Raw genomic sequence first — 26054 nt, forward strand, 5'->3', positions numbered from 1 at the left:
ACGCCCGGACGCGGCCGGGGAGTTAGTTCGCGGTCAGAAGCTGTTCGGCTTCGTCTTCGACTTCGACGGTGCCCTCGGCGAAGACGACGCCGTGAGCGCCCTCACGCTCCTTCGCACTCGCTGCGACCCGGACGAACTCGGCCTTCTCGCGGGCGGCCGAAATCGTGTGGCCACCGCAGTAGCTCACACCAGACCGAATCCCGCCGAGGAACTCCTCGACGAGCGGTGCGAGCGGGCCGTCGTAGGGCGTCAGCGCCTCGATACCCTCGCCCGCGGCGACGTCGCTTTCCTTGTCGCCGCGGTCGTCCGCCGCTTCGGTAGACGCCATGCCGCGCGACTGTTTGTAGACCTCGCCGTCGACTTCGACGACGCGGCCCGGTGCCTCGTCGGTCCCGGCGAAGAAGCTGCCCATCATGACTGTGTCCGCACCCGCCATGAGTGCCTTCGCGGCGTCGCCAGATGTTCGGATACCGCCGTCGGCCATCACGTGGATGCCGAGTTCGTGCGCGCGATCAGCGCAGTCCGAGACGGCCGTCAGTTGCGGATAGCCAGCGCCCGCGACCTTCCGAGTCGTACAGTGAGAGCCGGGGCCAACGCCAACTTTCACGCATCCGGCACCGGCCTCATAGAGGTCCTCGACGGCCTCAGGCGTGACGACGTTGCCCGCGACGATTTCGATATCGAACTCGTCGTCGATTGCGGAGACGGCGTCGAGACACCGCTCCATGTGGCCGTGGGCGATGTCCATCACGACCGCGTCGGCACCGGCGTTCACGAGTGCCTCCGTCCGTTCGAGGTAATCTTCGTTGATTCCGACCGCACCCGCGACCGTGCCGCCGCGTTCCGCGACGCTTCGGACCTGTTGGGACTGTTCGTCTATGGTGAGGAACCGGTGGATGACACCCATGCCGCCCAGATTCGAGAGTTCGGCCGCCAACTCGTCTTCAGTGACCGTATCCATCGCCGCACTGACGAGCGGTGTGTCTATCCGAAGGTTCGGCGTCACATTAGTTGAGAGGTCCACGTCGCTCCTGCTATCGACCGGCGAGCGCTGTGGAACCAGCAATACATCTCCATACGAGAGACCTGTGCGAATCTCCATCGTAACCCTCCACAGCCGAAGGGAGGGACGAATATAGGTGCACCGAAAGGCGATTGGGTCGCCGGGGAGCGAAACTATTACCTGCTGGGTATCGTTTGTTTAGCAACACACGGCGTCGCGTTACGTGCGAATCTCCATCCAATCGTAACCCCAACATTTTCGTGCTGCGCGCGCCGTGTGGCTCAAATTCTCGACGAGCGACTGCACTGCGCTTCAACCTGAACTCTTGTACGCAGAGCGATGAATTCGGAAGTGTTTTTATCCGTAATTTTTGACATTGCTATGCCGAACCGACGGTCTCGCTGAGTCGGTGTCGGTAGGTGGTCAGAGGCACCCACGAAACGAACGGACCCGCGTTCGGACGCCCTCCTGGCCCTCCTCTCTCTACTTCGGACTCGTGGCACGTCACACTCAACACGTCACACCCGGTCCATCATACTCACCACAGCGCACTCGACACCGCCGCCACCGCGAACGACGAATCTCGGCCACTCGAACAGCCCTATCGGTGAATGTGACCAATCGGCATCCGTCTGACGGAAGACATTTCCTTCACGCAGTAACTCGATAACGTACATGCAGACTGTCATTCTCGCTGCCGGGCGTGGAACGCGAATGCACCCGCTTACCGACAGGCGACCCAAGCCGATGCTGCCAGTCACTGATAGGCCACTCGTCGCGCACACGGTCGACGCCGCAATCGAAGCGGGAGCGACCAGCCTGACACTCGTCGTCGGGTACGAGGCTGACGACGTTCGGTCGTTCTTCGGCGACGAGCGGGGCGGCGTCCCGGTCGAGTTCGCCGTCCAAGAGGAACAACGTGGAACCGCCGACGCAGTTCGCGCTGCCGCGCCGACTCTCGACGACGACGAACCGTTCGTCGTCCTCAACGGGGACGCCCTCTACGACGTGCCTTCGCTTTCGACGCTGTACGACAGCGTCCCCGCAGTCGGGTCGTATACGGTCGACAACCCGAGTTCCTACGGCGTCTTGGACACCGACACAGACGGGTTCGTCACCGGAGTCATAGAGAAGCCCGAGAACCCGCCGTCGAACCTCATCAACGCCGGGTCGTACGTCTTCCCGGCCGAGGCACAGCAGTGGTTGAACGTCGAAGAGAGCGACCGCGGCGAACTCGAACTGACGGACGTCCTCGCCCGCGCCTGCGACGAGTTCGACGTACAGACTGTCGCCTTCGACCGCTGGCTCGACGTCGGCCGCCCGTGGGAACTCCTCGAAGCAAACGAGTGGAAGCTCTCGGAACTCGACGGGCGCATCGATGGCGACGTCTCCGACGACGCTGAACTCACCGGCCCCGTGGTCGTCGAAGAAGGCGCAACAGTCCGCTCGGGCGTCGTTATCGAAGGCCCTGCCCTCGTTCGCAAGGGGGCAACTGTCGGACCGAACGCGTACGTCCGCGGGGCGACTGTCGTCGGCGAGGGCGCGAAAGTCGGCCACGCCGTCGAAGTGAAAAACAGCGTGCTGATGGAGGGCGCGACGGTCGGCCACCTCTCGTACGTCGGCGACAGCGTCCTCGGCCGCGACGTGAACTTCGGTGCCGGGACGAAAGTCGCCAACCTCCGTCACGACGGCGACGCCGTCCGGCAGATGGTGAAAGGCGAGCTCGTCTCGACCGGCCGCCGGAAGTACGGCGTCGTGCTCGGTGACGAGGCCAAGACGGGAATCAACACCTCGCTAAACGCTGGTGTTCGACTTCCAACCGGCGGAATGACGAAGCCATCTGAATCCGTCCTCTACGACAGAATCGAGGGCGGCAAGGAAGACGAAACTGAGTCAGAGTAAGCCGTGACCGTGGCGTTAGTCGAGGAGCGACCGAGCCGCTTCGAGTAGTTCGTCGGCCCGGTCCGCATCGCGGGCCTCTGCTGTCACCCGCACCAGCGGTTGGGTGCCACTCGCGCGGACGAGGAACCACCCATCCTCGAATGCAACACGAACACCGTCTATCGTTTCTACGTCGTCGTACTCGGCCAGCACACGCTCTTCGACGCGGTCCATCGTCGCTTCCTTCTGGTCGGTCTCGATGCTCTCCCGGCGAATCGGATACGCCTCGAAATCTGCGAGGAGCGACGAGAGCGGACCGGCCTCACTGACGAGTGCCGCAAGCGTACAGGCAGCCAGTGGCCCATCTGGACAGCGTGTCTGGTCCGGCCAAATCCACGCGCCAGACGGTTCGCCACCGAAGGCGAAACCGGGGCCTGAGAGCGTCTCTGCGACGTACACGTCGCCAACTTTGGTCCGTTCGATGACGCCACCGACGGGGTCGATGTAGTCGTCGACGGCGAGGCTCGTGTTCAGCGGGGCCGCAATCTTCTGGTGGTCCTTGTCGATGGCGTGGCGGGCGAACAGTGCGAGGAGCGCGTCACCCGAGAGGAACTCACCGTCTTCCGAGACGGCCATCATCCGGTCGGCGTCGCCGTCGTGGGCGATTCCGAGGTCGGCGTCGGTCGCTGCGACGACCTCAGTCAAGCGAGCGCACGTCTCCGCGGTCGGTTCACTCGGGCGCGCCGGGAAACTCCCGTCAGGCTGTGCGTTGAGTGTCTCGACGTGGCATCCGAGGTTCGTGAGGGCGGTTGCCGTGACCTGTCCTGCTCCGTTGCCCACGTCGACGATGACATCGAGTTCGGTATCGATGTCGACAGCAGATTCGAGCGCGGCAGCGTGATGGGTGACTGCGTCGTCTCGCGTCGTCTCCGTACCGTGGCCGTCCCAGTCCGCGAAGTCGAACTCGCCGTCGGTCAACCGGGATTCGATTGCGTCGCGCTGTGTCGCGACGAACGCTTGGCCCGACGGGTTCCAGAGTTTGAACCCATTGTCAGTCGCGGGGTTGTGAGAGGCGGTGACAGAGACGCCCACGTCCGCGTCGAAGGTCTCAATTGCACGGGCGACGGTCGGCGTCGACGCCAAGCCGAGCGTGACGACGTCAGCGCCGCACTCGCGTGCGCCAGCAGAGAGGGCATCGACGAAGACGCGCCCACTCTCTCTCGAATCGCGTCCGACGACGACTGTCTCGTACCCTTCCGAGGCGACCGCCCGCCCGAGGTCGAGTGCCAGCGACGCAGTGATAGTCGAACCGACCGCACCTCGAATACCGCTCGTGCCGAACATACTACTACTTCACTTATCTCTGATATGTAAGTTCTCACCCAGTCGGCGCGATGTACTTCCCCACTGGCGAGAGAATATTACCCATGTCTCACCATACCATACAATTATCATCTGCGGGTCGGAATTGACACACTGACCATGGAACACGGGACGAGAGAGTCGCCGAGCATCCGTGTCCTCTACGTCGACGACGACGACGGGTTGCTGACGTTGACAAAGCGGTTTCTCGAGAGCCAGAGTGACCGCCTCGAAATCGAGACGACGCAGTCACCCAAGCGGGCGCTCCAGATGCTCGACAACCGCGAGTTCGACGTTCTCGTCTCGGACTTCCAGATGCCCGAACTGTCGGGGCTCGAACTCCTCGAAACGGTCCGCCGAGATCGCAGGTCGTCGATTCCGGTCATCATCTTCACCGGTCGAAGTCGAGAGGAAGTCGCTATCGAGGCGCTCAACCTCGGCGCAGACAGGTACATCCAGAAGGGAGGAGACCCGTCGACGCAGTACAGCGTGTTGCTGCAGACAATAGAACAGTTGGCGAGCCACCGCCAGGCACGGCAGCGACTCCGCAAGCGAGAAGCACATCTCGAGATTACGCTCGATTCTATCGCGGAGGCTGTCGTCGCCACCGACGCGTCCGGCGAGATTCAGAAGATGAACCGCACTGCCGAGGAGTTGACTGGCTGGAATGCGGTCGATGCCGTCGGAAGGCCGCTCCGAGATGTGTTCCGGCTCGTCGACGACGAGGACGGGGAACGACTCATGCCGTCGACAGAGGTTCTCGAACACGGTGCCTCGGTCGAACTCGATGATACGACGAAACTCGTCGTCGAGGGAGGCGAAACGCGGTACATCGACGGGAGTGTGTCGCCGATTCTGACAGAGGACGGGACGATTGAGGGGCTGGTTGCCGTGTTGAGAGACGTTACGGACGACGTACTCGAACGAGAGCGCCGCGAGCGCCAACAGGAGGCGCTCATCGAGATGGCGACCAGCGATGCGATTCTCAGGGGGTCGTTCGACGAAGCGGTTCAGCACATCACCGAGACAGTGGCTGAAACGCTCGATATCGATAGGGCGAGTATTTGGCTCGCTGACGAGTCCGGCACGACGCTGTTCTGCGAAGACCGCTACGACCGGAGAAATGAGACACACACCTCTGGTGACCAAGTCTCCGCAGAGGACTACCCGGCGTACTTCGAAGCCCTCGAATCGAACCGCTCGATTGGGGTTGTGGACGCTCGAACCAACCCACTGACCAGTGAACTCCGCGACGATTATCTCGCACCGAGCGAAGTGACCTCGATGCTGGATGCGACGCTGCGGTCCGGTGGGACCATCGCCGGCGTCGTCTGCAACGAACACGTCGGCGACCCCCGGGACTGGCGGGCCGACGAGATAACCTTCGCCGCAGAGGTCGCTGACACTGTCGTCATCACACTGCTGCAAGCGACCGGCGTCGACCGCCGAGACAAAAACTCGACAGTTGACCACGAACCACTCACAGACGAGTCGTGAAAGTACATTTTCAATGACAGTCTCTCGAACTGGCTCTTTTACTTTTCAGACGGGAGCTATGCGGTCGTTCATCGAGGAATCATATTCCACAGATAATCCGAGTCGAATACTTTCATAAGTGTACGGTCGCACTATTTTTCGGGGGTCGGAAATTGTGACGGCCTCACCGTGAAACCTAAAATGGGGGGGAAGCGAACCGTAGTGTATGTCGAACAGCAGCCGATTCGTCGTCGCGACGCACGTGCTCACGAACCTCGCCGTGCGTCGCGACGAACGGCTGTCCTCTGACCGTCTCGCGTGGAGCGTCAATACGAATCCCGTCGTCATTCGACAGCTTCTCTGTTCACTCCGAGAGGCCGAACTCGTCGATTCGAAGCGCGGTCCGACCGGCGGATTCACACTCGCACGCGACCCCGAGCACATCACGCTCCGGGATATCTACGAGGCAGTCGAGGACCCAGAGCCGTTCTGTTTCCACGCAAATGAACCGAACGACGAGTGCACGGTTGGAGAGTACATCCAGCCGGTTCTCGGCGAACTACTCGAACCCGCAGTCCAGTCGATGTTAGACGAACTCGACTCGGTATCTATCGCCGACGTCCACGAGACTATTTTCGACGTCGCCGAGGACGGTTCTCTCGAAGCCTGAGAAATCGGGTATTACGCTCAGAACTGCCTACGCGGACGTCTCTGCCGCCTCGACCTCCACTGCTGGTTGGTCGCTGTCGCCGTCGAGCCATTCGCTTGCCCACTGTTCGATTTCGTCGAAGACCGGACAGAGGGACTGTCCTTTGTCCGTCAGCGAGTAATAGGTCGCCACGGGAGCGTCTTCTTCGAGTCGGCGGTCCACGAAGCCCGTCTCTTGGAGGTCATCGAGGACCCGAGAGAGCGTCCGTGAACTCGCTCCAGTCGAGCGCTTGAGTTCGTTGAATCGCTTTTCCCCCTCCTGGAGGTCGTGGAGCACGATGAGTCGCCACTGCGACCCAATTTGCTGGATGGAGTTGATAATCGGACAGGCGGCTTCGTTGAGTTCCGCGTTGGAGGCCATACAGCGTTGGTGGTGGCGGACTGTCTTGAGTGGTTCGGTCAAGAACCAGGTTACATAATGATATCTGCTACGTCTGCAGGCCCGCGTCAATTTCGACGGCGACTGCCGAAGCTATTGTCTTGTTTGGGACCGTAGGCAACGCATGGCGGAGAGACCAACGTTTTCGACGACAGTCGTCGGTTCGAGCGAACCGACCGGGGCAGGTGTGTTCGACTTCGAGACGTCGGTGCTTCTTCGTCGCAGCAAACGTCTTCATCTCTGGGTCTACGACCACCATTTCGTCAGCGACGCCGAGGGCTGTGTCCAAACCGGACAGTACCTCCTCGTGACGACACCCTCGTCTGGAATCGTCGCCCTCGTGACGAACGCCGCAGCGTCGGATGCCCCGAAACCGAAGACACGCGTGAAAGTCGAATATCGCTACTCGTGGAACGCCGCTGGCGTTTCGACGGAGCGAACCGTCGATTACTGGTCCAAGGAGTCTATCGAACGTCGAAGGGCGGTCACGCTGGATGACGACGCCACTGTCGAGTACATCCGGCCGACGAAGAAATAGCGAGATACAACCACAACAGACCGGGACGACGACGGATTCGTTCGAGTCAGCGATACTCCGTCAAGCGAGCAGTTTCGAGATGAGAAGGAAGATGCGTTTGAGGTTCTCGGAGAGTCGTGACTGGCCTTCTGAGTAGAGGACGACGTCGTCTTCGAGCGCGTGAATCTCCAGCGTCCTGCCGCGGTCGTTGAGGTCCTTCAGTTCGAAGCCACGGATGGATTCGAACGGGATGATGAGATACCGGAAATCTTCTTCGCTGATGTCGGCGTTACACTGGTCTCCGTAGACGTGGAGACTCTTCTGTGTGACGGCGACTTCGTAGCCAATGTAGCTCATTCCGGCAATTTCGGCACCCGCGCGGCTACCCTTGACTTTCGCTTTGAGTTGTGAGGAATCGAGAAGGACTCCGTCTACCATATTCGGCGATTGGTGTTCTTACTCCTATATGTTCGTCTCTAGTTCTCGAAATTGATTCCCTCAGCCCGTGAATCGGCCGGTATGGTTTTAAGTGAGAATCACCTCAGAACGGCCAGTAGATGCATCGATTCGGTCCATGGGAGCGACTTGCTGGGACGCTTCTCATCTGTCTGGTGTTCGCACTGGGACAGATGTTTCTATTCCCAGTCACGTCGCTCGATGTGACGGTACAAACCGTCACTGAGTTTCTGTTTTTACTGTTCGTCTTTGGACTGCTGTTCGTCCTCGGCGGCGTCAAGCAACCGGACCGAATCAAGAACTCGTTCGGTATCGGACTGACCTTACTCGCACTCCACGGTGTGACGAACGTCCTCGACCAGTTCGTCGCTCACCCGCCAGAGCTCATCCTCCTCGGAAAACAGATACCGATGCTGATGGGTGGTATCACCGTGCTCGCAGGACTCGTTCAGTGGTCGCAGTTCCGTGACCAGCGCGAGAGACACTACGAAGAGCGCGGCGAGCGCCTCGTCGAACAAAACGAGCGCCTCGAGACGTTCACGTCCGTCGTCTCTCACGATCTCAGGAACCCGATGACTATCGCCCGTGGACGGGTCGAACTCGCCCGCGAGACCGGCGACGTCGAACATCTCGAACCCGCGACAGATGCACTCGACCGCATGGACGAGATAATCGACGACGTACTCTCGTTGGCGCGTCTCGGACCCGACGCTATCGAGCCGTCCGAAGTGGCGCTCGACGCAGTGGTCTCGCAAGCCTGGTCGAGCGTCGGAACCAAAGACGCCACACTTCACACACCAGCGACGCGGTCGACAATCGTCGCCGACAGTCGATTCCTCCAAGAGGCCTTCGAGAACCTCTTTCGCAATGCAATCGAGCACGCGGGGGCAGACGCGACTATCAGGGTCGGGCTACTCGACATGGGGTTCTTCGTCGAAGACGACGGCCCGGGTATCCCCGAGTCGAAGCGTGCAGACGTCTTCTCGCCGGGAGAGTCGTCCACTGGCGGCACGGGACTGGGGTTAGCACTGGTCGACGAAATTGCTGGTGGCCACGGGTGGGACCTCATGGTCACGGAGGGCGACACCGGCGGCGCACGGTTCGAGTTCTACGGTGTCAACGTCTCTGCGACGGACCCGTCTTTTGAGCGGTCAGCGACAGGAGACACGTCTGCGGCGGAACCGACGAAGCCTGACGTCGCCGACTGACGGCTCACGCCAGCTGCTGACGATTCTCGATAGATGCTGACGACTCACGCCAGATACCGTGGGAACGGGAGCGGCGTCCGGCGACCAGTGCCGTCGGATTCGATACTCGCATACGTCGTCTGGAGGTAGGTGACGAGATAGTCGACAGTCGATGGGTCGTAGGTCCAAAATCCCGTGAATCCAGCTTCTTGCGGGCGTTCTTCGGCGACGAGCGCGCACTTGTAGTCGTTGATGCCGTTGCCGTCGTAGACGACGAACCAGGAGTTGCGAATCTCTTCGGTGCGAGCGAGGTGCAGTTGGAACGAGTCCGCCTGTGGGACGCGTTCTGACGGATAGACGTAGGCGTGAACCGATAAGTCGCCGCGGGACCCAAGCCGTTCGTACGCCGTCTGCTGGGAGCGGAGGTTGTCACCGGTCTGGAAGCCACTGTAGAGGTGTCCAGCACCGACACGCCACGCTCTGTCTTCTATCTCACGCGTCGCAGCGAGCATCTTGTCGCGGTCGTACGAGGTAAACAGTGTCTCGTCGAGGTGGTCCAACACAGGAGCGTACTGCTGGCGCTCGAATCCCGGTTCGACCTGCTCGGATGGTTCGAGGAGTTCGTCGACAGCTACCGCCGTGTGGAACGTCTCGCCCGTACTGAGCACGGCATAGTTCGATGGACCGTGCGGCGAGCGCGCGGACGTAACCGAGATGTTGCGGTCCGAAAAGTGTGCGGCGAGTCGGTCGGTGACGTCACCAACCGGATTAAACACCGTCAGCGTCTTCTCTGACGCGACGACACCGTCGATAAGGTCACCGAGCGACATCGATGAGAGATAGCAATCGCACAGAGCATTTTATTCTTTGTGTTAGGACAGACACGCCGAAATGACAGTCAGATAGTCGAAACAAAACCACTCATTGACGGGTAGGAAGTGCGTTATTCGGTGACACGGCCTCCTAACTATGCATCAGTGAGTCGTACATTTGTGTATGATTTCCGAGCGTACCCAGCTGAATGCGGAGGTAGCCGAGGGTGACGAGGGAATCACCGATTGGTTCGCACACGAAGCACCCGGTATCGTCGCCGGGCTCGAAGCGTCACAGTCCATCGGGCCGGTGACGGCAGCGACAGCGTGGGAACTCATCGCTGCTGGCAAACCGGTCGCAGCAGTCGAACTCGTCCTCGGCGAAGTCGACGAGTCCTGGCGACACTGAACTTCCCGAACGTCACGTTCCGACGCTTGTTTTTCCGATTCTCGTTCCCACTCTCGCCCTCACCCTCGTTTTTCACACCGAGAAACGCCCCTCACTGCTCTCGGGAGGACGTGTCGCGAACGTAGAGTTCGACCAACGCGTCGAGGAGATGCGGCGCGAGTTGGAATCGAACGTCCACGCTGTTCGTACTCCGGTCGTACGAGAGGTGCTGCACGTCGAGCGAGGCGAGCAAGGTTCGCATGGCGTCGACGACGTAGTCACTCGCTCCTGCCTCGACTCGGAGCGATTCGCCGATGTGAATCGAGAGCCCGTCGACGACGGTCTCGTAGCACGTCTTGCTCGGGGACTCGACGCGCTGAGTTCGTTTGACGAGACCGAGCGACGACAGCGTTTCGAGGCGACGGTAAATCGTCGACTCCGAGACGTCACAGTTCTCTGCGAGTTCCTCGGCTGTCATCGGCGAGCGTTTGCACGCCCTGAGGACGTCTCGCGAGACGTCATCTCCGAGTGCGTCGAGGAGGTCTTCGTCGGCGTTCTGTGGAACCGTCGTAGCCGTCTTTTCGGACACGGCGTCCGAATCGTCGGTTAGTGGACCGTCTAGTTCGTCTGACGACGAGAGAACGTCGTCCACGAGGTCCCGCCTGGTCATTGAGAGCTAGTAACGTGTGCGAGGGTTATGTAATGCGGTGGTGAATTTCGGATAGAAACTGGTATGCTAACAGAGTGAGGCGTGCGGAGAAAATTGGCGTTCTTTGTGTTCTCACTCCACTGTGACGCACTTCGCGAGGTTTCGGGGTTTGTCGATGGGACGGTCGAGTAACTTTGCTGCGTGGTACGCGACAAGTTGCAGTTGGACGTTCGCGAGAACACCCGCCACGTCGGGGTGCGTCTCGGGTATCGCGAGGACGTAGTCGGCGAACTCGGAGATTTCGCCGTCGGTGTCGCTCGTGATGGCGACGACGGGCGCGCCGCGCGCTTGCACCTCTTTGACGTTGCTCAGCGTCGCCTCGTCTTCCTCACCGGTGAAGATAGCGAACACGGGTGTCAGAGGTGTGACGAGCGCAAGCGGGCCGTGTTTCAGCTCAGACGCAGCGAACCCCTCGGCGTGCTCGTAGGATATCTCCTTGAACTTCAGCGCACCTTCGAGTGCGACGGGGTGGGCGATGCCACGCCCAATGAAGAAGTACGCGTCGCTGTCTTGGTATTCGGCCGCGATATCCGCTGCTGCAGCGGTGTCGAGGACCTCTTGGACGTCTCCCGGGAGCCGCGAGAGCGCATCGACGATGTCGTGTGCGTCACCAGATTTCGTCCCAGTCACGTCCTCGACGAGACGCTCTGTGAGGAGCGTCAGTGCCGTCACCTGCGACGAGAACGTCTTGGTCGCTGCGACACCGATTTCCGGGCCAGCACGGATGAGCAACTCGGCGTCACACTCGCGGGTTATCGACGACCCGACGACGTTGGTGACAGCGAGTGTTCGCGCGCCAGCAGCACGGGCACGCCGGACCGCGTCGAGCGTGTCGGCAGTCTCACCGGACTGTGAAACGGCGACGACGAGCGTTCCGGGCGTTACCGGCGGGACAGTCACGGCGTACTCGCCAGCCATGAAGGGGAACGCCGGGATTCCCCGTGCAGACATGAGTGACGCGGCGTACATCCCCGCGTGGTGCGAGGTCCCCATCGCGACGAGGTGTATCTGCTCGACGTCGGCGAACGTTCCGGGAGGGAACGCTTCGAGTTCGACACCGCCGTTGAGTGGGTTCAACCGGCCGTGAATCGTCCGTCGGAGCGCGCCGGGTTGCTCGTGAATCTCCTTGTACATGAAGTGCTCGTAGCCGCCCTTCGTCGCCGTCTCAGGGTCCCAGTCGACTGTCTCGACCGAGCGCTCGACCGGGCGACCTGCCGCGTCGGTGATGGTGTACCCCTCGCGAGTCGTGACGACGTAGTCGCCGTCGTGAAGGTAGACAACGCGGTCAGTGTACGGAATGAACGCCGGCACGTCGCTGGCGAGGAAGAACTCCCCGTCACCGACGCCGAGAACTAACGGAGACCCCGAGCGCGTGGCGTAGATTGCTTCGTCGTCGCCGATAATCGCTGCGAGCGCGTACGTGCCAGAGAGTCTCCCCACGGCAGCACGGAACGCTTCCTCCGGGGTCGCACCGTCGCGAAGGCTCGCTTCGATGAGATGGGGAACGACCTCAGTGTCGGTCTCGCTCGCGAAGACGTGGCCGTTCGCTTCGAGTTCGGTTCGGAGCGACTGGAAGTTCCCGATGATACCGTTGTGGACGACCGCGATTCGGCCAGCCTCGTCGGTGTGGGGGTGAGCGTTCTCGTTTGTGACCCCGCCGTGGGTCGCCCAGCGGGTGTGGCCGATGCCGAACGTTCCATCGAGTGGGTTTTGCTCGACTGCAGTCACGAGTTCCGAGACTTCGCCGACGCGCTTGGTCAGCGAGAGCCCGTTCGGCCCGTTGACAGCGATTCCGGCCGAGTCGTAGCCGCGGTATTCGAGCCGTCGAAGGCCGGACATGAGCGGGTCGACAGAGTCTGTCGTGCCGATGCAGGCGGTGATTCCGCACATCAGTTCGTCACCTCCGCGCGTTCGCGGACATCTCCATGCAGGACAGTGCCGACGCCGACAATGGCTTCTGCGCCGACCCGACTTCCGGGCGAGAGCGTCGAGTTGGCACCCACGGTCGCGCGGTCGCCGACGATGCTGCCCAAGCGCCTGTCAGTGTACAGTTTACGGTCGATGACGACGTCACCACGACCGCCAGGTGAGACGACGCCGTCACCGATAGTGGCACCTGAGCCGACCACCGAGTCGCGGAGCACGACGCCAGCGCCCACGCGAGAGTCGGACGAGACGAGAGAGCGTTCGATGACAGTGTTCGCGCCCACGACGACGTTGTTCTGCAGGCAGGTTCCAGCACGGAGGACCGCACCCGGTCCGACATCACAGTCCGGGCCGATGACGACAGGGTCCTCGACGATGGCGTTCTCGTGGAGCCGTGCCGAGTCAGCGACACCGGCCAAGCCCGGGCGCATGAGTAACGATTCGGTCACGGAGAGCAGTCCCCACGGGTGAGACGGGTCGAGCCAACCGCCGTTGACGAGGACCGACGTCACGGGGCCGTCGAGTTGGTGGACGACGTCCGGGAGTCGTGTCTCGCCTTCGTAGGGAGGGGTGCGCCTGAGCGCCTCGAAGACGCCTGCGTCGAAGACGTACACACCAGCGTTCACCAGGTAGCCGTCGGTCTCTGCCGGGTGTTCGTCGATGTCGGAGATGTGCCCGTCGTTCGTGACGACGACACCGTACTCTTCGGGCGTCTCGGACTGGGCGACAGCGACCGTCGCGACCGAGCGTGTCATCGAAAACCGTTCGAGGACAGACGAGACGATGTCGGCGTCGACGACGTTGTCGCCGTTGCAGACGAGGAACGGCCCGTCGACTTTCCCCTCGGCTTGCAGGAGTGCGTGTCCGCTTCCGAGTCGCGTGTCTTGGTGGACGAACTCGACGTTCGCGTCGGGATACCGGGCGGTCACGAACGTCTGGATGCGGTCGGCGCGATAGCCGACGACGACGACGACGTGTTCGATGCCGGATTCGAACAGTGCATCGAGGACGTATTCGACGACCGGGCGGTTCGCCACGGGAAGCATCGGCTTCGGTTGGAACGTCGTCAGCGGACGAAGTCGCCGCCCTTCACCCGCTGCAAGAACTACAGCCTCGGTGATTCGGTCGTTCATCGGCCCGAACCGACCCCACTGTCCCGAAGCTGTCTCCGATAGGTGCGTGACGATGTCATACAGAAGATGGGGCGTCGGACGGGAATTGTTATAAGCTGTGTTACATGCCAGCCACGGGAGGTTAAGGTGTCCTATCGGGAGGACCGCGTTGCCCCGAGAGAGTCGAATCCACGCTACTCGGTGGTATCAAGTCACCTAACCGGTCGAATCGGCACCGTACTCGACCGGACAGCGTGTTACCGGCGACCGGGCAAACACAGTGCGGCCCGGACAGCCCAAGGATGACTCTCTGTCGCCGAGGGATACACAATGAAAATGGAGACCGAACGGAAATCCAGTGAGCTACGCTGGGAGGTATTCTTTGTACGATTCCATCGCGGTGATGGCCATCAGCGTCGCGGTACTGACGACCGCCCAGCCCGCTGCTGGGATCTGTTCGAGGCCCGGCACACCAAGCAGTCCTGCCGAGACAGTCGCAGCCACACCACCAGCGATAGCGAGGTTTCGCTTCGCTGCCGACGCCCCCCCGACCGTCGCCGTGTCAGCGTCGGGAGCGGAGACGATGTCCCCCTCCAGATACTGGTCCAGCTGCTTTGCCGTTTCGAGTATCCGAATGTCCCCCCGGTTTTTGTCGAAATCGACGACTCCAGCCGAGTCCATCTTCGGCAGATGGCACTGGTAGAGACCGATGTACACACGCTTGCGTTGGCTCGACGAGAGTGCGGCGATGTCGATGTCGTTCTCTTTGGCGGCGATGAACTCGGCCATGTCGCCGAGTTTCGCTTCCCCATCGTTCTCCTTGAGATATCGGAGCGCATCGCGTCGGCGCTGGTTCTTGAGAATCTCGAAGACGACGTCCTTCGAGAGAAGTTCCGGTTCGGACTGTTCCTGGATACTCTGAGAACCTCCAGTTGCGTCACCTAATTGTTCTATCCCTGCATCGTCAGCGGCACCAGTTTTCGATTGTAGTGAATCTGTAACCATTGTTTTCCTCCCCCCACTAGCGGATAGCGTGTCGCACCCGCGACCAAGTGAGAGCCGAGCAGTGAATCTCGACCCCACCACGGTGACGCGACATCGGGGCGGCCCCACCAGGCACGCCCCTAACACCAGAGGGTCAACGAGTCAATAGGTTAAACACGGATAAATACTTGTCTGACAGTCTCACACATTGATTTGTCCGGGGGTTAGGATTGCAAAATCTGCAAGTAGATTGCGTGTAACTATCTAAATAATCACAGACGTTCTGTGTATCCGACACGAATAAAATAATGAGTCTCTTAGCACTCTGTCTATCGGTTAAGCAGGTTCATTACAGTCGATATAGGCAGACTATCTATTTTTTCGATCAGTAAATTCGAATAGGAACGTCATACGGACTACCACGAGCTGAGAACGGCGGTTAGACAGATGTGTCAACACCTAACACCCATGTTAGTAAGTTAGCTATCACTTTTCAGCGCGTCATTCGACCAGTGTTTCAAACGCTCCATCAGCGGTATCCATCCGCTCTTCGACGAGGTATTGAGCGACCACCAACACGAGAAGTGCCGTCGAGACGAACGCCGCGATGGCCGACCACGGCAGGAGAACGAATCCCGGGAGTCCAAGCCACACGGCGAGAATAAGTATCCACCCAAGGACACCAACGCCCGCGTAGTAGAGACTCCACGAAGTGGTCGGCTCTGACTGCATCCAGAAGAATCCCCGCCGGGCGACGTCCGAGACGAGTCTGACGGTTCGCTCTTCGTCGTCGTAGTTCACCAAGTCCGCAGATTCGAGCTTGGGGAGGTGCGTCTGGTAGAGCGAGATGTACACACGCTGGCGCTCCTCGTCTGTGACCTCCTCGACGGCAGTTCCGTTCTCTCGTGCAGCCACCATCGCGGCGAGTTCCTTCAGAGAGAGGGCGTCCCCTTCCCGATGAAGGAAGTAAATTATCTGCCGTCGTCGCGAGTTGCTCAAGATTCGAAACAACTCGTCTTTGGATAGCTCTGTCATCGTGGTGTGCGGGCGTCCCCGCGCTTGCACGAGAGGACAATCTCCGGTTGTACACCTCTACGAGACAAGTCACCTTTGTTATCGTCACGTTTCCCGGGTAGTTGTCGCCGACGAACTCACAGCATTAAGCTCATATTCACGAGAAATTCGCTACACGCTGGACGGTCAGGAACTGGTTTTTATCCGAATCGTAAGGAGGTTTATTCGAGTTGGAGACCCGTGAAAGCTCACGTGAACCATACACCACCAAATCGTTAGTTCGAGTGGTAATACCTCAAAACTGGAAGTATAGCAGTGGCTAACAATACCCGATGGCAGCAATATCTACGTTCGAGACTCATGTTCGAACTAACCGGCTTTCAGCGCGACCTCCTGTACGTCATCGCCGGAACGGAGCGACCGTCCGGCCAAGAGATCAAAGAGATCATCAGCAGGGATGTCGGCGAGGTCAACCACGGCAGACTGTACCCGAATCTCGACGCGCTCGTCGAGCAAGGATACGTCAACAAAGGCCAACACGACCGTCGAACGAATTTCTACGAGATATCGGAATCGGGGAAGACAGCCATCCGCGACCGCCGCGATTGGGAGAACCAACACGTCGACGTCAGCGAGTGAACAGACATCGACACACCGTGTTCTGACCGAGTGAGATAAATCTCTGTGTCGCGCGTGCCGGACGCCGAACATCCACTTCTCATTCTCGACTGTCTTTCAAGACGGTTCTTTCCGAGTCCTGATTCTGAGCCGGGGCTCAAGTACACAAACTGAGTCAGCCTCAACTACACAAACCGAGTCGGGTCTGGACTATTGGCCGAGCCGTCACACGATCCCTGTTTTTCGGGCAGTTGGACGCCACACCAATCCAAGCCAGCAGACACCCACCAATCCAGGCAAGTAGACACCCACCAATCCAAGCCAGCGGACGCCACACCACCGAAACCCAGAGAGCACCATACCATGGGGAGTCGAGCCTGAGTCGAGCAGTTTCGTGTCGCTGAAAACCGGCGAAGAGAGTCGTTTTCTCCGACAGTCGCCCCATAACAAAGCACGTTCCCGACGCGATGACTGGTAGTGAGTTTCCCCTATGACGAAGCAACGAATTAGCGGCCGCCGAGCCCCGACGAGACCGTCCCCCTGGGGAGGACAGCGATGACGACTCCCCAATCGGTCGCAATCGTCCTCGGGACACGGCCAGAGATAATCAAGTTCGCGCCGATAATCGACGCCTGTGAGCGCCGCGGCGTACGCTGTCTCATCATTCACACCGGCCAGCACTACTCGCCGGACCTCGACAGCGTGTTCTTCGAGGAACTCGAACTTCCCGAACCGGACTACAACCTCGGCGTCGGGTCCGGAAGCCACGGCGTCCAGACGGGGACGATGCTGGCCAGCATCGAGTCGGTCTTCCTCGACGAAGCGCCGGACGTCGTCCTCGTGCAGGGAGATACGAACTCCACGCTCGCGGGCGCACTCGCGGCAGTGAAACTCGGGATTCCAGTCGGCCACGTCGAGGCGGGCCTCAGAAGCTACGACCGCGAGATGCCCGAGGAGATAAACCGAGTCGTCGTCGACCACGTCGCAGACTTCTGCTTCCCGCCGACACCGGACGCTGCGGATATCCTCGAAACCGAGCACGTTCCGGGGAGCATCCACGTGACCGGCAACACCATCGTCGATGCGATACACAGCTATCGCGACGTCGCCGCCCGAAAGAGCGACGTGCTCGACCGCCTCGGCCTCGAACCCGGCGAGTTCTACCTCCTGACGGCGCACCGCGCCGAGAACGTCGACGACGCCGAGCGGTTCGCGTCGATGCTCGACGGCGTCGCGCGCGTGGTTGAATCGACTGGGCGAGAGGCAATCTACCCGATTCATCCCCGGTCGAAGGCGCGATTGGTCGAGTTCGACATCGAGGTTCCAGCGGGAATCCGCGTCGTCGAGCCGCTTCCGTTCCTCGATTTCCTCCGGCTCGAAAGCACGACCGCCCTGGCGTTTACTGACTCCGGTGGCGTTCAAGAGGAGACGTGTATCCTCGGTGTTCCCTGTGTGACGATGCGCTACTCGACCGAGCGACCGGAGACGGTCCACGTCGGCGCGAACTGCGTGGCCGGAACCGACGCTGCGGACATCGTCGATGCCGCGGAAATCATGCTCGGCAAAGACGGGTCGTGGCCGATTCCGTTCGGTGGTGGAGACGCTGCAGAGCGAATCATGGACGCCCTCGCCGTTCCAGACGCGAAGTCGGAGGTCACACAATGACGACCGTCTGTGTCCACGGCATCGGCTACATCGGGCTTGCGACCGCTGCGCTGCTCGCCAACGGTGGCTACGACGTGGTCGGCTACGACCCCGACGAAAAGCTCGTCGAGCGCACCCGCGACGGGAATCCACGGACGACCGAAGCGGACCTCCGAGAGTTCGTCTGTGACGCGCTCGACGCGGGGTTCGAACCGAAGACGGAACCTGTGCAGGCAGACATCCACATCGTCTGTGTGCCCACGCCACTGGACGACGAAACGAAGCGTGCAAATCTCGATTACGTCGAGTCGTCCGGCCGGACGGTGGCGAACCTGCTCCGAGAGGGGGACACGGTCATTCTGGAATCGACGGTTCCACCGGGAACCACCGAGACGTTCCTCGCTCCGATTCTCGAATCGTCCGGCCTCGTCGCTGGCGCGGACTTCCACCTCGCGCACTGTCCCGAGACAGTCCTCCCGGGGAACATCGTCCACGAACTCGTCCACAACGACCGCATCGTCGGCGGTATCGACGATGCCTCGACCGATGCCGCAATCGCGCTCTACGAACCACTGGTCGAGGGAACGATTCACCGCGCGCCGGACGCGACAACTGCAGAGTTCGCCAAACTCGCGCAAAACGCTTACCGCGACGTGAACGTCGCGTTCGCGAACGAAGTCGCCAGACTCGCACACGACTACGACATCAGCGCCCGGTCGACGGTCGAGTTAGCGAACAGCCATCCACGGGTGAACGTCCTCCAACCGGGACCGGGCGTCGGTGGACACTGCCTCCCCATCGACCCGTACTTCCTCGGCCACGAGTCCGACGACCTCGACCTCATCCTCGCCGCACGGCGCGTCAACGACTCGATGGCCGACTATCTCGTCGACCGACTGGAAGAGGAACTCGGGTCTGTCACGGACGCTCGAATCGCGGTCCTCGGCGTCGCCTACAAGGGGAACGTCGACGACGCGCGGCACAGCCCCGGCTACCACTTCGCCGACCGCCTCGTCACTCGCGCGCGACTCGCAGAAGGGTCTGCGGCTGAAGCTGCGACCGATGGCGGGCTCCACGTCGACGTTCGCCTCTCGGACCCGCACGTAGACGACGAACGGCTCGTCTCACTCGAAGACGCTCTCCGCGACGCCGACGCGATGGTCGTCACAGCCGACCACGACGAGTACCGCCACCTCGACCCAGACAGCGTCTCGTCGCTGATGGCTGGCCGCGTCGTCGTGGATTCGAAGTCTGTTCTCGACCCCAGTGAGTGGGCCGCAGCCGGCTTCACCTACCTCGGGCTCTGACACATATCAGATTCAGTTACTTTCGTTTTCCGGCTAATATATTGTATCTGTTATGTTATTCAGACTCACTTAACGCGAGCATAAGAGCGACATTAATTTTGGAATAATATACCGCCGTACCCCGATTTTAGGCTGCTTTTGCGAACGCCGTAAAATCACGATTTAGGCAGACTCAAACGAGAATGTATATCTTCGATAGACACTCACAAATTCCTACTAATGTAATTACCATAACATTTATTGCACTCATGGCCTATTGACCGACCATGGCACGCGAACTGGCCCACGACCAGGACCGCGACGACGACGACGAGAGCGATTCGTCCGTCGGCCGACGTGGATACCTCGGTCTGTGCGGCACGGTGGCGGCCACCGGCGCACTCACCGGGTTCACCGGGTTGGGTGCGGCGACGAACCGCCCTGAAGAGTCCTCCAGATCGTCCGACGAACACACTCTTATCGTTGCTGGCACCGGAACGTCGAGTTCCTTCGAAGTCACCGTCAGCGACACCATCAGCCCACTCGAAGCCAGTGGGGCACTCAGTACGACTGGGACAGTTGGCCCCGCTGCAGAGGGTGCTGTCCACGATGGCGCACGAAGCTACCGCTTCACCGGCGACATCACCGACATCCGTAGTAGTGGCCCGGTCTCCGTCTACGTAGACGGCGTCCAAGTCCCCGACGACGCGTACTGAGCGCGACACCGAACATCGGCTTTTTCGAGCCCGAAAACGAGAGCGACCGCGCAGTCACGACCGCGACGCTCAGTCATCCGGGTCGAGCGCGCTGTCCGTCGCGTCTGCTTCGGCGCGCAGTCGGCGCTCAGCCTCGTCGCGGTCGTCGGGATACCCAACGTCGATTCGCCAGCCCTCCAATTCGACGGTTTCGACGCGCATTCCCGCGCGGACGAGCAGTGCAATCGCGTCCGGCAGTTCGTACTCACCTCTGTTGGATGGTTGGACGAGACGACACGCACGAAAGATAGCAGGCGAGAACGTGTAGAAGCCAGTAGTCACCAACGTCGACTGCGGGTCGTCCGGCTTCTCGACGATACCGACGAGTTCGCCGCGTTCGTTCGTCGTGCAGACGCCGTGTCGTGAAGCCTTCTCGTACGAGACCGATTCGACGAGCAGCGCCGCATCGACTCCCTGCTCTCGCTGTGTTTCGACCACGTCGGCTAGGTTCGCCCTGAAGACGTTGTCACAGAACATGAGCATGAAGTCGCCGTCGATGTGCGGTTCGGCGGTCAAGAGCGCGTGGGCAAGCCCCTTCTGTTCGCGTTGGTGCGTGTACGTGAGTGGGATGCCGTGGTACTCGTCGCCGAGTCGTTCGATAAGCTGTGCTTTCAGATAGCCGACGACGAGTGTGGCCTCGGTCGCCCCAAGCGCCCGAAGTTGGTCGAGACAGTGTTCGACGAGCGGGACTCCGTCAACTTCGACCAACGCTTTCGGTCGGTCGTCCGTGAGCGGCCGAAGTCGCGTGCCTTTGCCCGCAGCGAGAAGGACGGCTTGCATATGCAGAAGAGACGGGCGCTGCTGGCATTGTTAGTCGATAGGTAGTGTGATACTGAAAAACAACATGTCTCGATTCGAGACGGTATGGGCTTCGAACGTCGTCGTTACTCAGGACACAGTGGTGTTCCGACGAGACACAGTGATGTTCCGACGGGACACAATGGTATCCCGACGAGCGTGCAGTCTGGGGAAGTAGTTCGATGGACGTCCGCCACCGAACTGGCGAACGACTACCGCTGGAGGTAGCCGTCGAGCCACTCCATGGTCACGTCGTCGAACGAAACCGTGGTTCCGCCGTGTTCCTCGACGAACGAACTCGCGTCGTCTCCGTTCGAGAACGGAATGAGGTCGGGACCCATTCCACCGTGGACGTCGCTGTCGACGACGTACGTCATTTTCTCGGCGTCGCCGAAGGTGTCGGCTCCGGTGTGCGTCGAGATGAACGTCCGTTCCTCCTCGGTTCGGAGTTCGTAGTCGACAGTCGAGTAGTCGGTCACGTAGATGGTAGTTGCCGTCCACCCCTGACGTTTGTGCTCGAAGTAGTAGGGGAACAACCCCATGCTGAGGGTGTGGAACCACGCCGGGTTGTCGTGGCCTTCGGGAGTGTTGTCGGCGTAGAAAATCTGTCCGTTTGGCCCCGCGTGCACGCCGATGACCATCCCGCCTTGGTCGTCTTCCTTCCCGCCCGAAAGGTCGATTGGCTCCGGTTTCGGCTCAGACTCGCCACCACCGAGACAGCCTGCGAGAGCTGTGACAGCGCCGAGTGAGATGGCTCGCGTCGCTGTCCGGCGAGAGACTGCACGGTTCGTCCAGCTATCCGGTGTTGGGTCACGTGGCATCGACTCGTCTACCCGATGGTCGGGTCGACTTCCTATTTAAAACTCGAGGTATGGAATCGATATTCGAGCATCGAACCGGAAAAGCAGCGCCTCGCACGGTATCGTCGGGCACAGACGTAGCGAGAGTTCGACCAGCCAGCAACTCAGGCCGCGATGCGGACACCCTCGACGAGCGAGCACACGTCGTCGAAGAGTTTGTCCGCAGTGTCGGGGTCGCGAGCCTCGGCAGTGACACGAATCAGCGGTTCGGTACCACTCGCGCGCACGAGGAACCAGCCATCGTCCGTGTCGACGCGGAGTCCGTCTGTCGCGTCGATGTCGTCGTAGGTGGCGTAGAGGTCCCTCGCGATGCGGTCCATCGCGTGGTCCGCGTTCTCGGTCTCGACGCTGGTTCGGCGGGTCGTGTACGCAGTGTCGCCGAGCGAGGCGACCTGTTCCGAAAGCGGGCCGTTACGAGTGACGAGTTCGGCGAGTTTCAGCGCCGCGTAGTGGCCGTCGGGCGCCAGCGTCTCGTCGGGCCAAATCCAGACGCCGGACTGTTCCCCGCCGAAGACGAATCCGGGATGTGCCACTGCCTCGGCGACGTTGACGTCTCCGACAGGTGTGTACGCGACAGAGCCGCCCGCGCTCTCGACGACGTCCTGTACGAGCAGGCTGGTGTCGACGGGGACCGCGACGACGTCCCCCGGTTCGACCGCGTCACGCGCAAACAACGCGAGTAGGGAGTCGCCATCGACGTAGGTGCCAGTCTCATCGACTGCGACGAGCCTGTCGGCGTCGCTATCGTGAGCAAGACCGATATCCGCACCCAGCGCGGGGACGGTCTGTCTGAGCGCTGACAGCGTCTCGGCGGTTGGTTCGCTCTTTCGGGCGGGGAATCGCCCGTCGTACTGGCCATCGAGCGTGTTGACCGTTGCGCCCAACTGGTGGAGCGCGTCGACCGACACGCGGCCCGTCCCGTTCCCGAGGTCGAACGCGACAGTCAGGTCGTCGAAGGAGTCGAATGCCGAGACGAGATGGTCGACGTGTCGGGCACTCACACCCGGGTAGAGTCGCTCGTCGCCGAACGCGTCCCAGTCGGCGCGTTCGATGTCACCGCGGTTGAGTCGGTGGACGATTTCCCGCGTCTGCGCACGGTCGAAGGCGCGGCCACTGGACGACCAGAGTTTCAGTCCGTTGTCGGACGCCGGGTTGTGTGAGCCCGTGACTGCGATTCCAGCGTCGGCACCGAGCCAACCGACGGCACGTGCGACGGTCGGCGTCGAGACGACGCCCAATCTGATGACGTCAGCACCGGACTCTCGGAGTCCAGCACTGACGGCGTCGGTGAGGACGTCGCCACTGAGGCGGGCGTCCTGACCGACGACGACGGTCCGGGAGTCACAGCCAACCGCACGGCCGATGCGGAGCGCGAGGTCGGCAGTGACGGTTCGGCCGACCGGACCCCGGATGCCACTCGTTCCGAACATACCGGGACAGACGCTGCAAACGTGTTTTGGTATATGTCGCCTACCAACACACTGTGGGTTTCAGGGACGTCCTACTCAGATTCAGACAGTGAGTAATCGGGTGACTGCGGTGAGTTACTGTCGCTGGAGGGTTAGTTCCGAGTCAGCGCCCGCGTCTCGTCGATAGGTGTAATCTCGATACGGTCTGCGGCGTGAATCGCGACTCGGTAGCCAGCATACGAAAAAGAGAGCATCGCGTCGTCGGTTCCACAGAAGACCTGGTCAAGTGCATCTGGGTCAATCGTACGTGCAAGTGGGGGTAGTTCAGTTGGCCGAACTCCCTCGATTGCCGCGACGCTCAAAACCACGTTCGTGCTGAGCGGTTCGTCGTGTTCTCGTCCCACTCGATAAAAGCCCGTCGAGTGGTCGTACTCTACCTTTGATTGCATCCATTGTTCCGTCTGTGCCATCATGCTGAGAGACAATGATGGGTGTGCAGTGGTGGTTCTTAAAACCGTGCAATTTGTGAACAGTTGTATATCGTGAGAGTCACGAATTAGTGAAGATAACATTACCGGCACAGAATCCAAAAGCGCCCGTGAAACTTCCACAGAGGGAGTCAAATTAGTCCGTGACAGTTGGAAAGTCAATAACGAACCATATCTGTGTCGAGACAATCATGGTCGACAGAACGAATCAGCGCAGATATCGAACGCCCTGCGAACGAAAGTGAGCGAGACGGGTCACTCAGTGTTCATCGAACTCATCGAATCGACCGAGAAGGGTAAATGAGAGTACTCAGCAGCTGTCGGCGGCGATTCGCCTCGTCGAAGACGCAGTAGTTAGAACGGCGGGCTGTAGTCTTCGTACTCGTCCATCTCTTCCATTTCGTCGGTCTTGTTCGGCATCACAGCCGCTCGCGGGCCGTTCGCGCGACGGACGGTCACTTTGGAGAGGTCCTCGACTTCGTCGGGGAGCCGGTGGCGAATAGCTCGCATCGTCATCGGTGCGATGCCACAGCCAGAGCAGGCACCACCGATGACGACCGTCACTTCACCGGTTTCGTCGTCGACGTCCTCGATCTCGAAGTGGCCACCGTGTTCTTGAATCTGCGGTACGTTGTCGTTCAGGAAACTTCGCGTCTGTCGTTCGAGGCTTTCTGCGCTCATACAGGTAACCATTCGCCGCATTTGTGTTAAAACTATGGAGTTTGGACGCCCTAAATTTGAATATGTGATTTTTAGGCTATCCAAACAATTACAAATGCATGATTTTACTACTGCTTCCGATGGATACCGCTATAGTACCAACCAGTAGACGGCAGAGCCGGTATTGTGAGAATATTCCACCCGGTTTATTTCGAATACTAATACCAGGACATTTGATTTAGGGCCGCCTAAAATCCGAAAACCATATGAGTATTTAGGTTGGCCTAAAACCATGGTAGCGGTAGCAAACAGCTACGGACCACTGACGCAGGCATGAACGTCGAGAGACACACTCGACAGGCTCTCGACCGGGTCCACAGTGAGCGAGAACGCATCTTAGAGAAACAAGCCGCGTACGACGAGTTCGAACGTCGCATCCGCGGCCTCTCTCCCGGCACGCCCAACCAACGAGCGGCGATGTCCCAGACGACGGGTGCGAGTGGCCTCGCTGGGTGTGCGGTCAGTCAGGCAAGCACCAACCGGAGTCGAGGAGACCAGTGCCAGCGGGTACGGGAGGCATTCGCCCAGACTGTCCGTCCGTGTAGCCTCGACGACGTTCGGACGCAAGAGTCGCTGTTGAAGACGATTCGGGAGGAACTGGGTGAAGACCTTGCGATTGCACTGGCCCCGGAGAGTGCAAGTCGATTCACACCGGAGACCAAACGAGCAGTTCTCGAGGCGACTGCCGAGCGGTGTGGCGAACTCACCGTCATGGAGCGAGCGCTCGAACGAGAGGAGCGCTCACTCGAACAGACGGACGACGCGGTCACAGACGCCGTCGACTGGCTTAGCCGAGTCGACGAGACACCCCTTTCGACACTCGGATTCGACGAGTTGCAGACGCGACACGCGGAGTTATCCGAGCGCCGGACTCGATGCGACACTCTCGCTCGTGAGCGCCAGTCGACGCTCGCCGAGACGTCGAACAGCGGCGTGAGCGTCGCCATCCAACAGCGAGCACTCACCGAGTATTTGTACGCCGAATCGGCGGTCGAGCATCCCGCATTGGCGACGATAGTTTCCCTCGATAGCGTGCTGGCAGCGTGTCAGCGAGGGGTTCGAGACCATCTGGTTCGGAGGGTATAAGTTGCAATTGGACGACATATATGCGACGAACGCAACCACCACTCAGCTCGAACACCAATGACAAGTGCATCGCTGTATCTGCTGGCACTGTACATCGTCGAACACAGAGAAGAGCCACCAGTTTCGCCGAGTGTCGTCGCCGAGCAAGTCGGTCGCTCGTCGGCGACAGTCATAGAGGCCTTCCATCAATTCGACGAGGAGGGATTGGTCTCGTACGAACCGTACAAAGGAGTGGAGCTAACCGAAGCAGGAACGGAGGCCGCAGAAGAACTCCACGAGACGTATGTGACGCTCTCGTGGTTTTTTCGGAGCGTTCTCGACCTCGACGAGTACGAAGCAGAGGCGATGGAGATGGCGGGAATCGTCAGCGGAGACGTCGCAGAACGACTCGTCACGACACTTCCCTACGATGGCAGTTCGCCTGCCGAAATCCCCGAGATAGACTGGGGGAGCGGAGAACTGGAACAAGATTGAGA

27 protein-coding genes are annotated in these 26054 nt (G+C 60.4%); 12 read left to right on the plus strand and 15 right to left on the minus strand.

Going from position 1 to position 26054, the window contains the following annotated elements; genetic code table 11:
- Positions 1 to 22: 22 nt before the first annotated feature.
- Complete coding sequence (locus C453_RS11835) at positions 23 to 1102, minus strand: guanosine monophosphate reductase (RefSeq protein ID WP_049907662.1); 1080 nt, start codon at positions 1100 to 1102, stop codon at positions 23 to 25.
- 576 nt (positions 1103 to 1678) lie between these two features.
- Between C453_RS11835 and glmU the strand changes: the two genes are divergently transcribed.
- Positions 1679 to 2905, plus strand: coding sequence for a bifunctional sugar-1-phosphate nucleotidylyltransferase/acetyltransferase (gene glmU, locus C453_RS11840; RefSeq protein WP_049907663.1), 1227 nt, complete (start codon positions 1679 to 1681; stop codon positions 2903 to 2905).
- A gap of 15 nt (positions 2906 to 2920) precedes the next feature.
- Here glmU and glmM (C453_RS11845) read toward each other — a convergent pair whose 3' ends face one another.
- On the minus strand, positions 2921 to 4228 hold the full coding sequence (glmM, locus tag C453_RS11845; RefSeq protein WP_008324763.1) for a phosphoglucosamine mutase: 1308 nt from the start codon (positions 4226 to 4228) through the stop codon (positions 2921 to 2923).
- Between the two features lie 138 nt (positions 4229 to 4366).
- On the opposite strand from glmM (C453_RS11845), the gene C453_RS11850 reads away from it, so the two are divergent.
- Both C453_RS11850 and C453_RS11855 read left to right on the plus strand, forming a co-directional pair.
- Positions 4367 to 5743 carry a response regulator gene (locus C453_RS11850; protein WP_008324764.1) on the plus strand — a complete coding sequence of 459 codons (1377 nt, stop codon included), beginning with the start codon at positions 4367 to 4369 and terminating at the stop codon, positions 5741 to 5743.
- A 205-nt stretch (positions 5744 to 5948) separates the two neighbouring features.
- Positions 5949 to 6392, plus strand: a complete 444-nt coding sequence (locus C453_RS11855; RefSeq protein WP_008324765.1) for an Rrf2 family transcriptional regulator — start codon at positions 5949 to 5951, stop codon at positions 6390 to 6392.
- Positions 6393 to 6419: 27 nt separating this feature from the next.
- Here C453_RS11855 and C453_RS11860 read toward each other — a convergent pair whose 3' ends face one another.
- Complete coding sequence (locus tag C453_RS11860; protein WP_008324766.1) at positions 6420 to 6791, minus strand: winged helix-turn-helix transcriptional regulator; 372 nt, start codon at positions 6789 to 6791, stop codon at positions 6420 to 6422.
- A 142-nt stretch (positions 6792 to 6933) separates the two neighbouring features.
- Between C453_RS11860 and C453_RS11865 the strand changes: the two genes are divergently transcribed.
- Positions 6934 to 7347, plus strand: a complete 414-nt coding sequence (locus C453_RS11865; protein WP_008324767.1) for a hypothetical protein — start codon at positions 6934 to 6936, stop codon at positions 7345 to 7347.
- A 60-nt stretch (positions 7348 to 7407) separates the two neighbouring features.
- On the opposite strand, the gene C453_RS11870 is transcribed toward C453_RS11865, so the two are convergent.
- Positions 7408 to 7764 (minus strand): hypothetical protein, encoded by a 357-nt coding sequence (locus C453_RS11870; RefSeq protein ID WP_008324768.1) that lies wholly within the window; start codon positions 7762 to 7764, stop codon positions 7408 to 7410.
- A 119-nt stretch (positions 7765 to 7883) separates the two neighbouring features.
- Here C453_RS11870 and C453_RS11875 point away from each other — a divergent pair, with 119 nt between their 5' ends.
- Positions 7884 to 8990: a sensor histidine kinase gene (locus C453_RS11875; RefSeq protein WP_241430742.1), complete on the plus strand. Its 1107-nt coding sequence runs from the start codon at positions 7884 to 7886 to the stop codon at positions 8988 to 8990.
- A 44-nt stretch (positions 8991 to 9034) separates the two neighbouring features.
- On the opposite strand, the gene C453_RS11880 is transcribed toward C453_RS11875, so the two are convergent.
- The gene (locus C453_RS11880) at positions 9035 to 9799 is read right to left on the minus strand and encodes a DICT sensory domain-containing protein (RefSeq protein ID WP_008324771.1); all 765 of its coding nucleotides are present in this window, start codon (positions 9797 to 9799) and stop codon (positions 9035 to 9037) included.
- Positions 9800 to 9965: 166 nt separating this feature from the next.
- Between C453_RS11880 and C453_RS11885 the strand changes: the two genes are divergently transcribed.
- Positions 9966 to 10190, plus strand: coding sequence for a hypothetical protein (locus tag C453_RS11885; RefSeq protein ID WP_008324772.1), 225 nt, complete (start codon positions 9966 to 9968; stop codon positions 10188 to 10190).
- Positions 10191 to 10281: 91 nt separating this feature from the next.
- On the opposite strand, the gene C453_RS11890 is transcribed toward C453_RS11885, so the two are convergent.
- The 5 genes from C453_RS11890 to C453_RS11910 all read right to left on the minus strand — a co-directional run bounded on the left by C453_RS11890 (position 10282) and on the right by C453_RS11910 (position 15935).
- Positions 10282 to 10839 carry an ArsR/SmtB family transcription factor gene (locus C453_RS11890; protein WP_008324773.1) on the minus strand — a complete coding sequence of 186 codons (558 nt, stop codon included), beginning with the start codon at positions 10837 to 10839 and terminating at the stop codon, positions 10282 to 10284.
- Between the two features lie 111 nt (positions 10840 to 10950).
- Complete coding sequence (glmS, locus tag C453_RS11895) at positions 10951 to 12768, minus strand: glutamine--fructose-6-phosphate transaminase (isomerizing) (protein WP_008324774.1); 1818 nt, start codon at positions 12766 to 12768, stop codon at positions 10951 to 10953.
- The gene (locus C453_RS11900) at positions 12768 to 13937 is read right to left on the minus strand and encodes a sugar phosphate nucleotidyltransferase (protein ID WP_008324775.1); all 1170 of its coding nucleotides are present in this window, start codon (positions 13935 to 13937) and stop codon (positions 12768 to 12770) included. Before C453_RS11900 ends, glmS begins: the two co-directional genes overlap by 1 nt.
- Before the next feature lie 342 nt (positions 13938 to 14279).
- Entirely contained in the window at positions 14280 to 14921 is a 642-nt protein-coding gene (locus C453_RS11905; protein ID WP_008324776.1) for a DUF7344 domain-containing protein, read from the minus strand.
- 480 nt (positions 14922 to 15401) lie between these two features.
- A complete protein-coding gene (locus tag C453_RS11910; RefSeq protein WP_008324777.1) occupies positions 15402 to 15935 on the minus strand; it encodes a DUF7344 domain-containing protein in 534 nt (177 codons plus the stop codon).
- Between the two features lie 339 nt (positions 15936 to 16274).
- On the opposite strand from C453_RS11910, the gene C453_RS11915 reads away from it, so the two are divergent.
- The 4 genes from C453_RS11915 (at position 16275) to C453_RS11930 (ending at position 20178) form a co-directional block, all read left to right on the plus strand.
- Positions 16275 to 16553 carry a PadR family transcriptional regulator gene (locus C453_RS11915; RefSeq protein WP_008324778.1) on the plus strand — a complete coding sequence of 93 codons (279 nt, stop codon included), beginning with the start codon at positions 16275 to 16277 and terminating at the stop codon, positions 16551 to 16553.
- 534 nt (positions 16554 to 17087) lie between these two features.
- Positions 17088 to 18197: a non-hydrolyzing UDP-N-acetylglucosamine 2-epimerase gene (gene wecB / locus C453_RS11920; RefSeq protein WP_008324779.1), complete on the plus strand. Its 1110-nt coding sequence runs from the start codon at positions 17088 to 17090 to the stop codon at positions 18195 to 18197.
- Positions 18194 to 19483, plus strand: coding sequence for a nucleotide sugar dehydrogenase (locus tag C453_RS11925; RefSeq protein WP_008324780.1), 1290 nt, complete (start codon positions 18194 to 18196; stop codon positions 19481 to 19483). Before wecB ends, C453_RS11925 begins: the two co-directional genes overlap by 4 nt.
- A gap of 266 nt (positions 19484 to 19749) precedes the next feature.
- Positions 19750 to 20178 (plus strand): hypothetical protein, encoded by a 429-nt coding sequence (locus C453_RS11930; RefSeq protein WP_008324781.1) that lies wholly within the window; start codon positions 19750 to 19752, stop codon positions 20176 to 20178.
- 69 nt (positions 20179 to 20247) lie between these two features.
- Here the strand turns inward: C453_RS11930 and aglF are convergent, their stop codons facing one another.
- The 5 genes from aglF to C453_RS11955 form a co-directional block, all read right to left on the minus strand.
- Positions 20248 to 20997 (minus strand): UTP--glucose-1-phosphate uridylyltransferase AglF, encoded by a 750-nt coding sequence (aglF, locus tag C453_RS11935; RefSeq protein ID WP_008324782.1) that lies wholly within the window; start codon positions 20995 to 20997, stop codon positions 20248 to 20250.
- A 230-nt stretch (positions 20998 to 21227) separates the two neighbouring features.
- The gene (locus tag C453_RS11940) at positions 21228 to 21836 is read right to left on the minus strand and encodes a nitrous oxide reductase accessory protein NosL (protein WP_008324783.1); all 609 of its coding nucleotides are present in this window, start codon (positions 21834 to 21836) and stop codon (positions 21228 to 21230) included.
- A gap of 143 nt (positions 21837 to 21979) precedes the next feature.
- Positions 21980 to 23305, minus strand: coding sequence for a phosphoglucosamine mutase (glmM, locus tag C453_RS11945; protein WP_008324784.1), 1326 nt, complete (start codon positions 23303 to 23305; stop codon positions 21980 to 21982).
- A gap of 131 nt (positions 23306 to 23436) precedes the next feature.
- Positions 23437 to 23757 (minus strand): HalOD1 output domain-containing protein, encoded by a 321-nt coding sequence (locus tag C453_RS11950; RefSeq protein ID WP_008324785.1) that lies wholly within the window; start codon positions 23755 to 23757, stop codon positions 23437 to 23439.
- Positions 23758 to 24126: 369 nt separating this feature from the next.
- On the minus strand, positions 24127 to 24453 hold the full coding sequence (locus C453_RS11955; RefSeq protein WP_007541146.1) for a NifU family protein: 327 nt from the start codon (positions 24451 to 24453) through the stop codon (positions 24127 to 24129).
- A gap of 312 nt (positions 24454 to 24765) precedes the next feature.
- Here C453_RS11955 and C453_RS11960 point away from each other — a divergent pair, with 312 nt between their 5' ends.
- Entirely contained in the window at positions 24766 to 25578 is an 813-nt protein-coding gene (locus C453_RS11960; RefSeq protein ID WP_008324786.1) for a DUF7260 family protein, read from the plus strand.
- Between the two features lie 57 nt (positions 25579 to 25635).
- The gene (locus tag C453_RS11965; RefSeq protein WP_008324787.1) at positions 25636 to 26052 is read left to right on the plus strand and encodes a metal-dependent transcriptional regulator; all 417 of its coding nucleotides are present in this window, start codon (positions 25636 to 25638) and stop codon (positions 26050 to 26052) included.
- The last annotated feature ends 2 nt before the right edge of the window (positions 26053 to 26054 follow it).

The organism is Haloferax elongans ATCC BAA-1513 (genome assembly GCF_000336755.1).
In the GTDB taxonomy this organism is placed as follows: Archaea; Halobacteriota; Halobacteria; order Halobacteriales; family Haloferacaceae; genus Haloferax; species Haloferax elongans.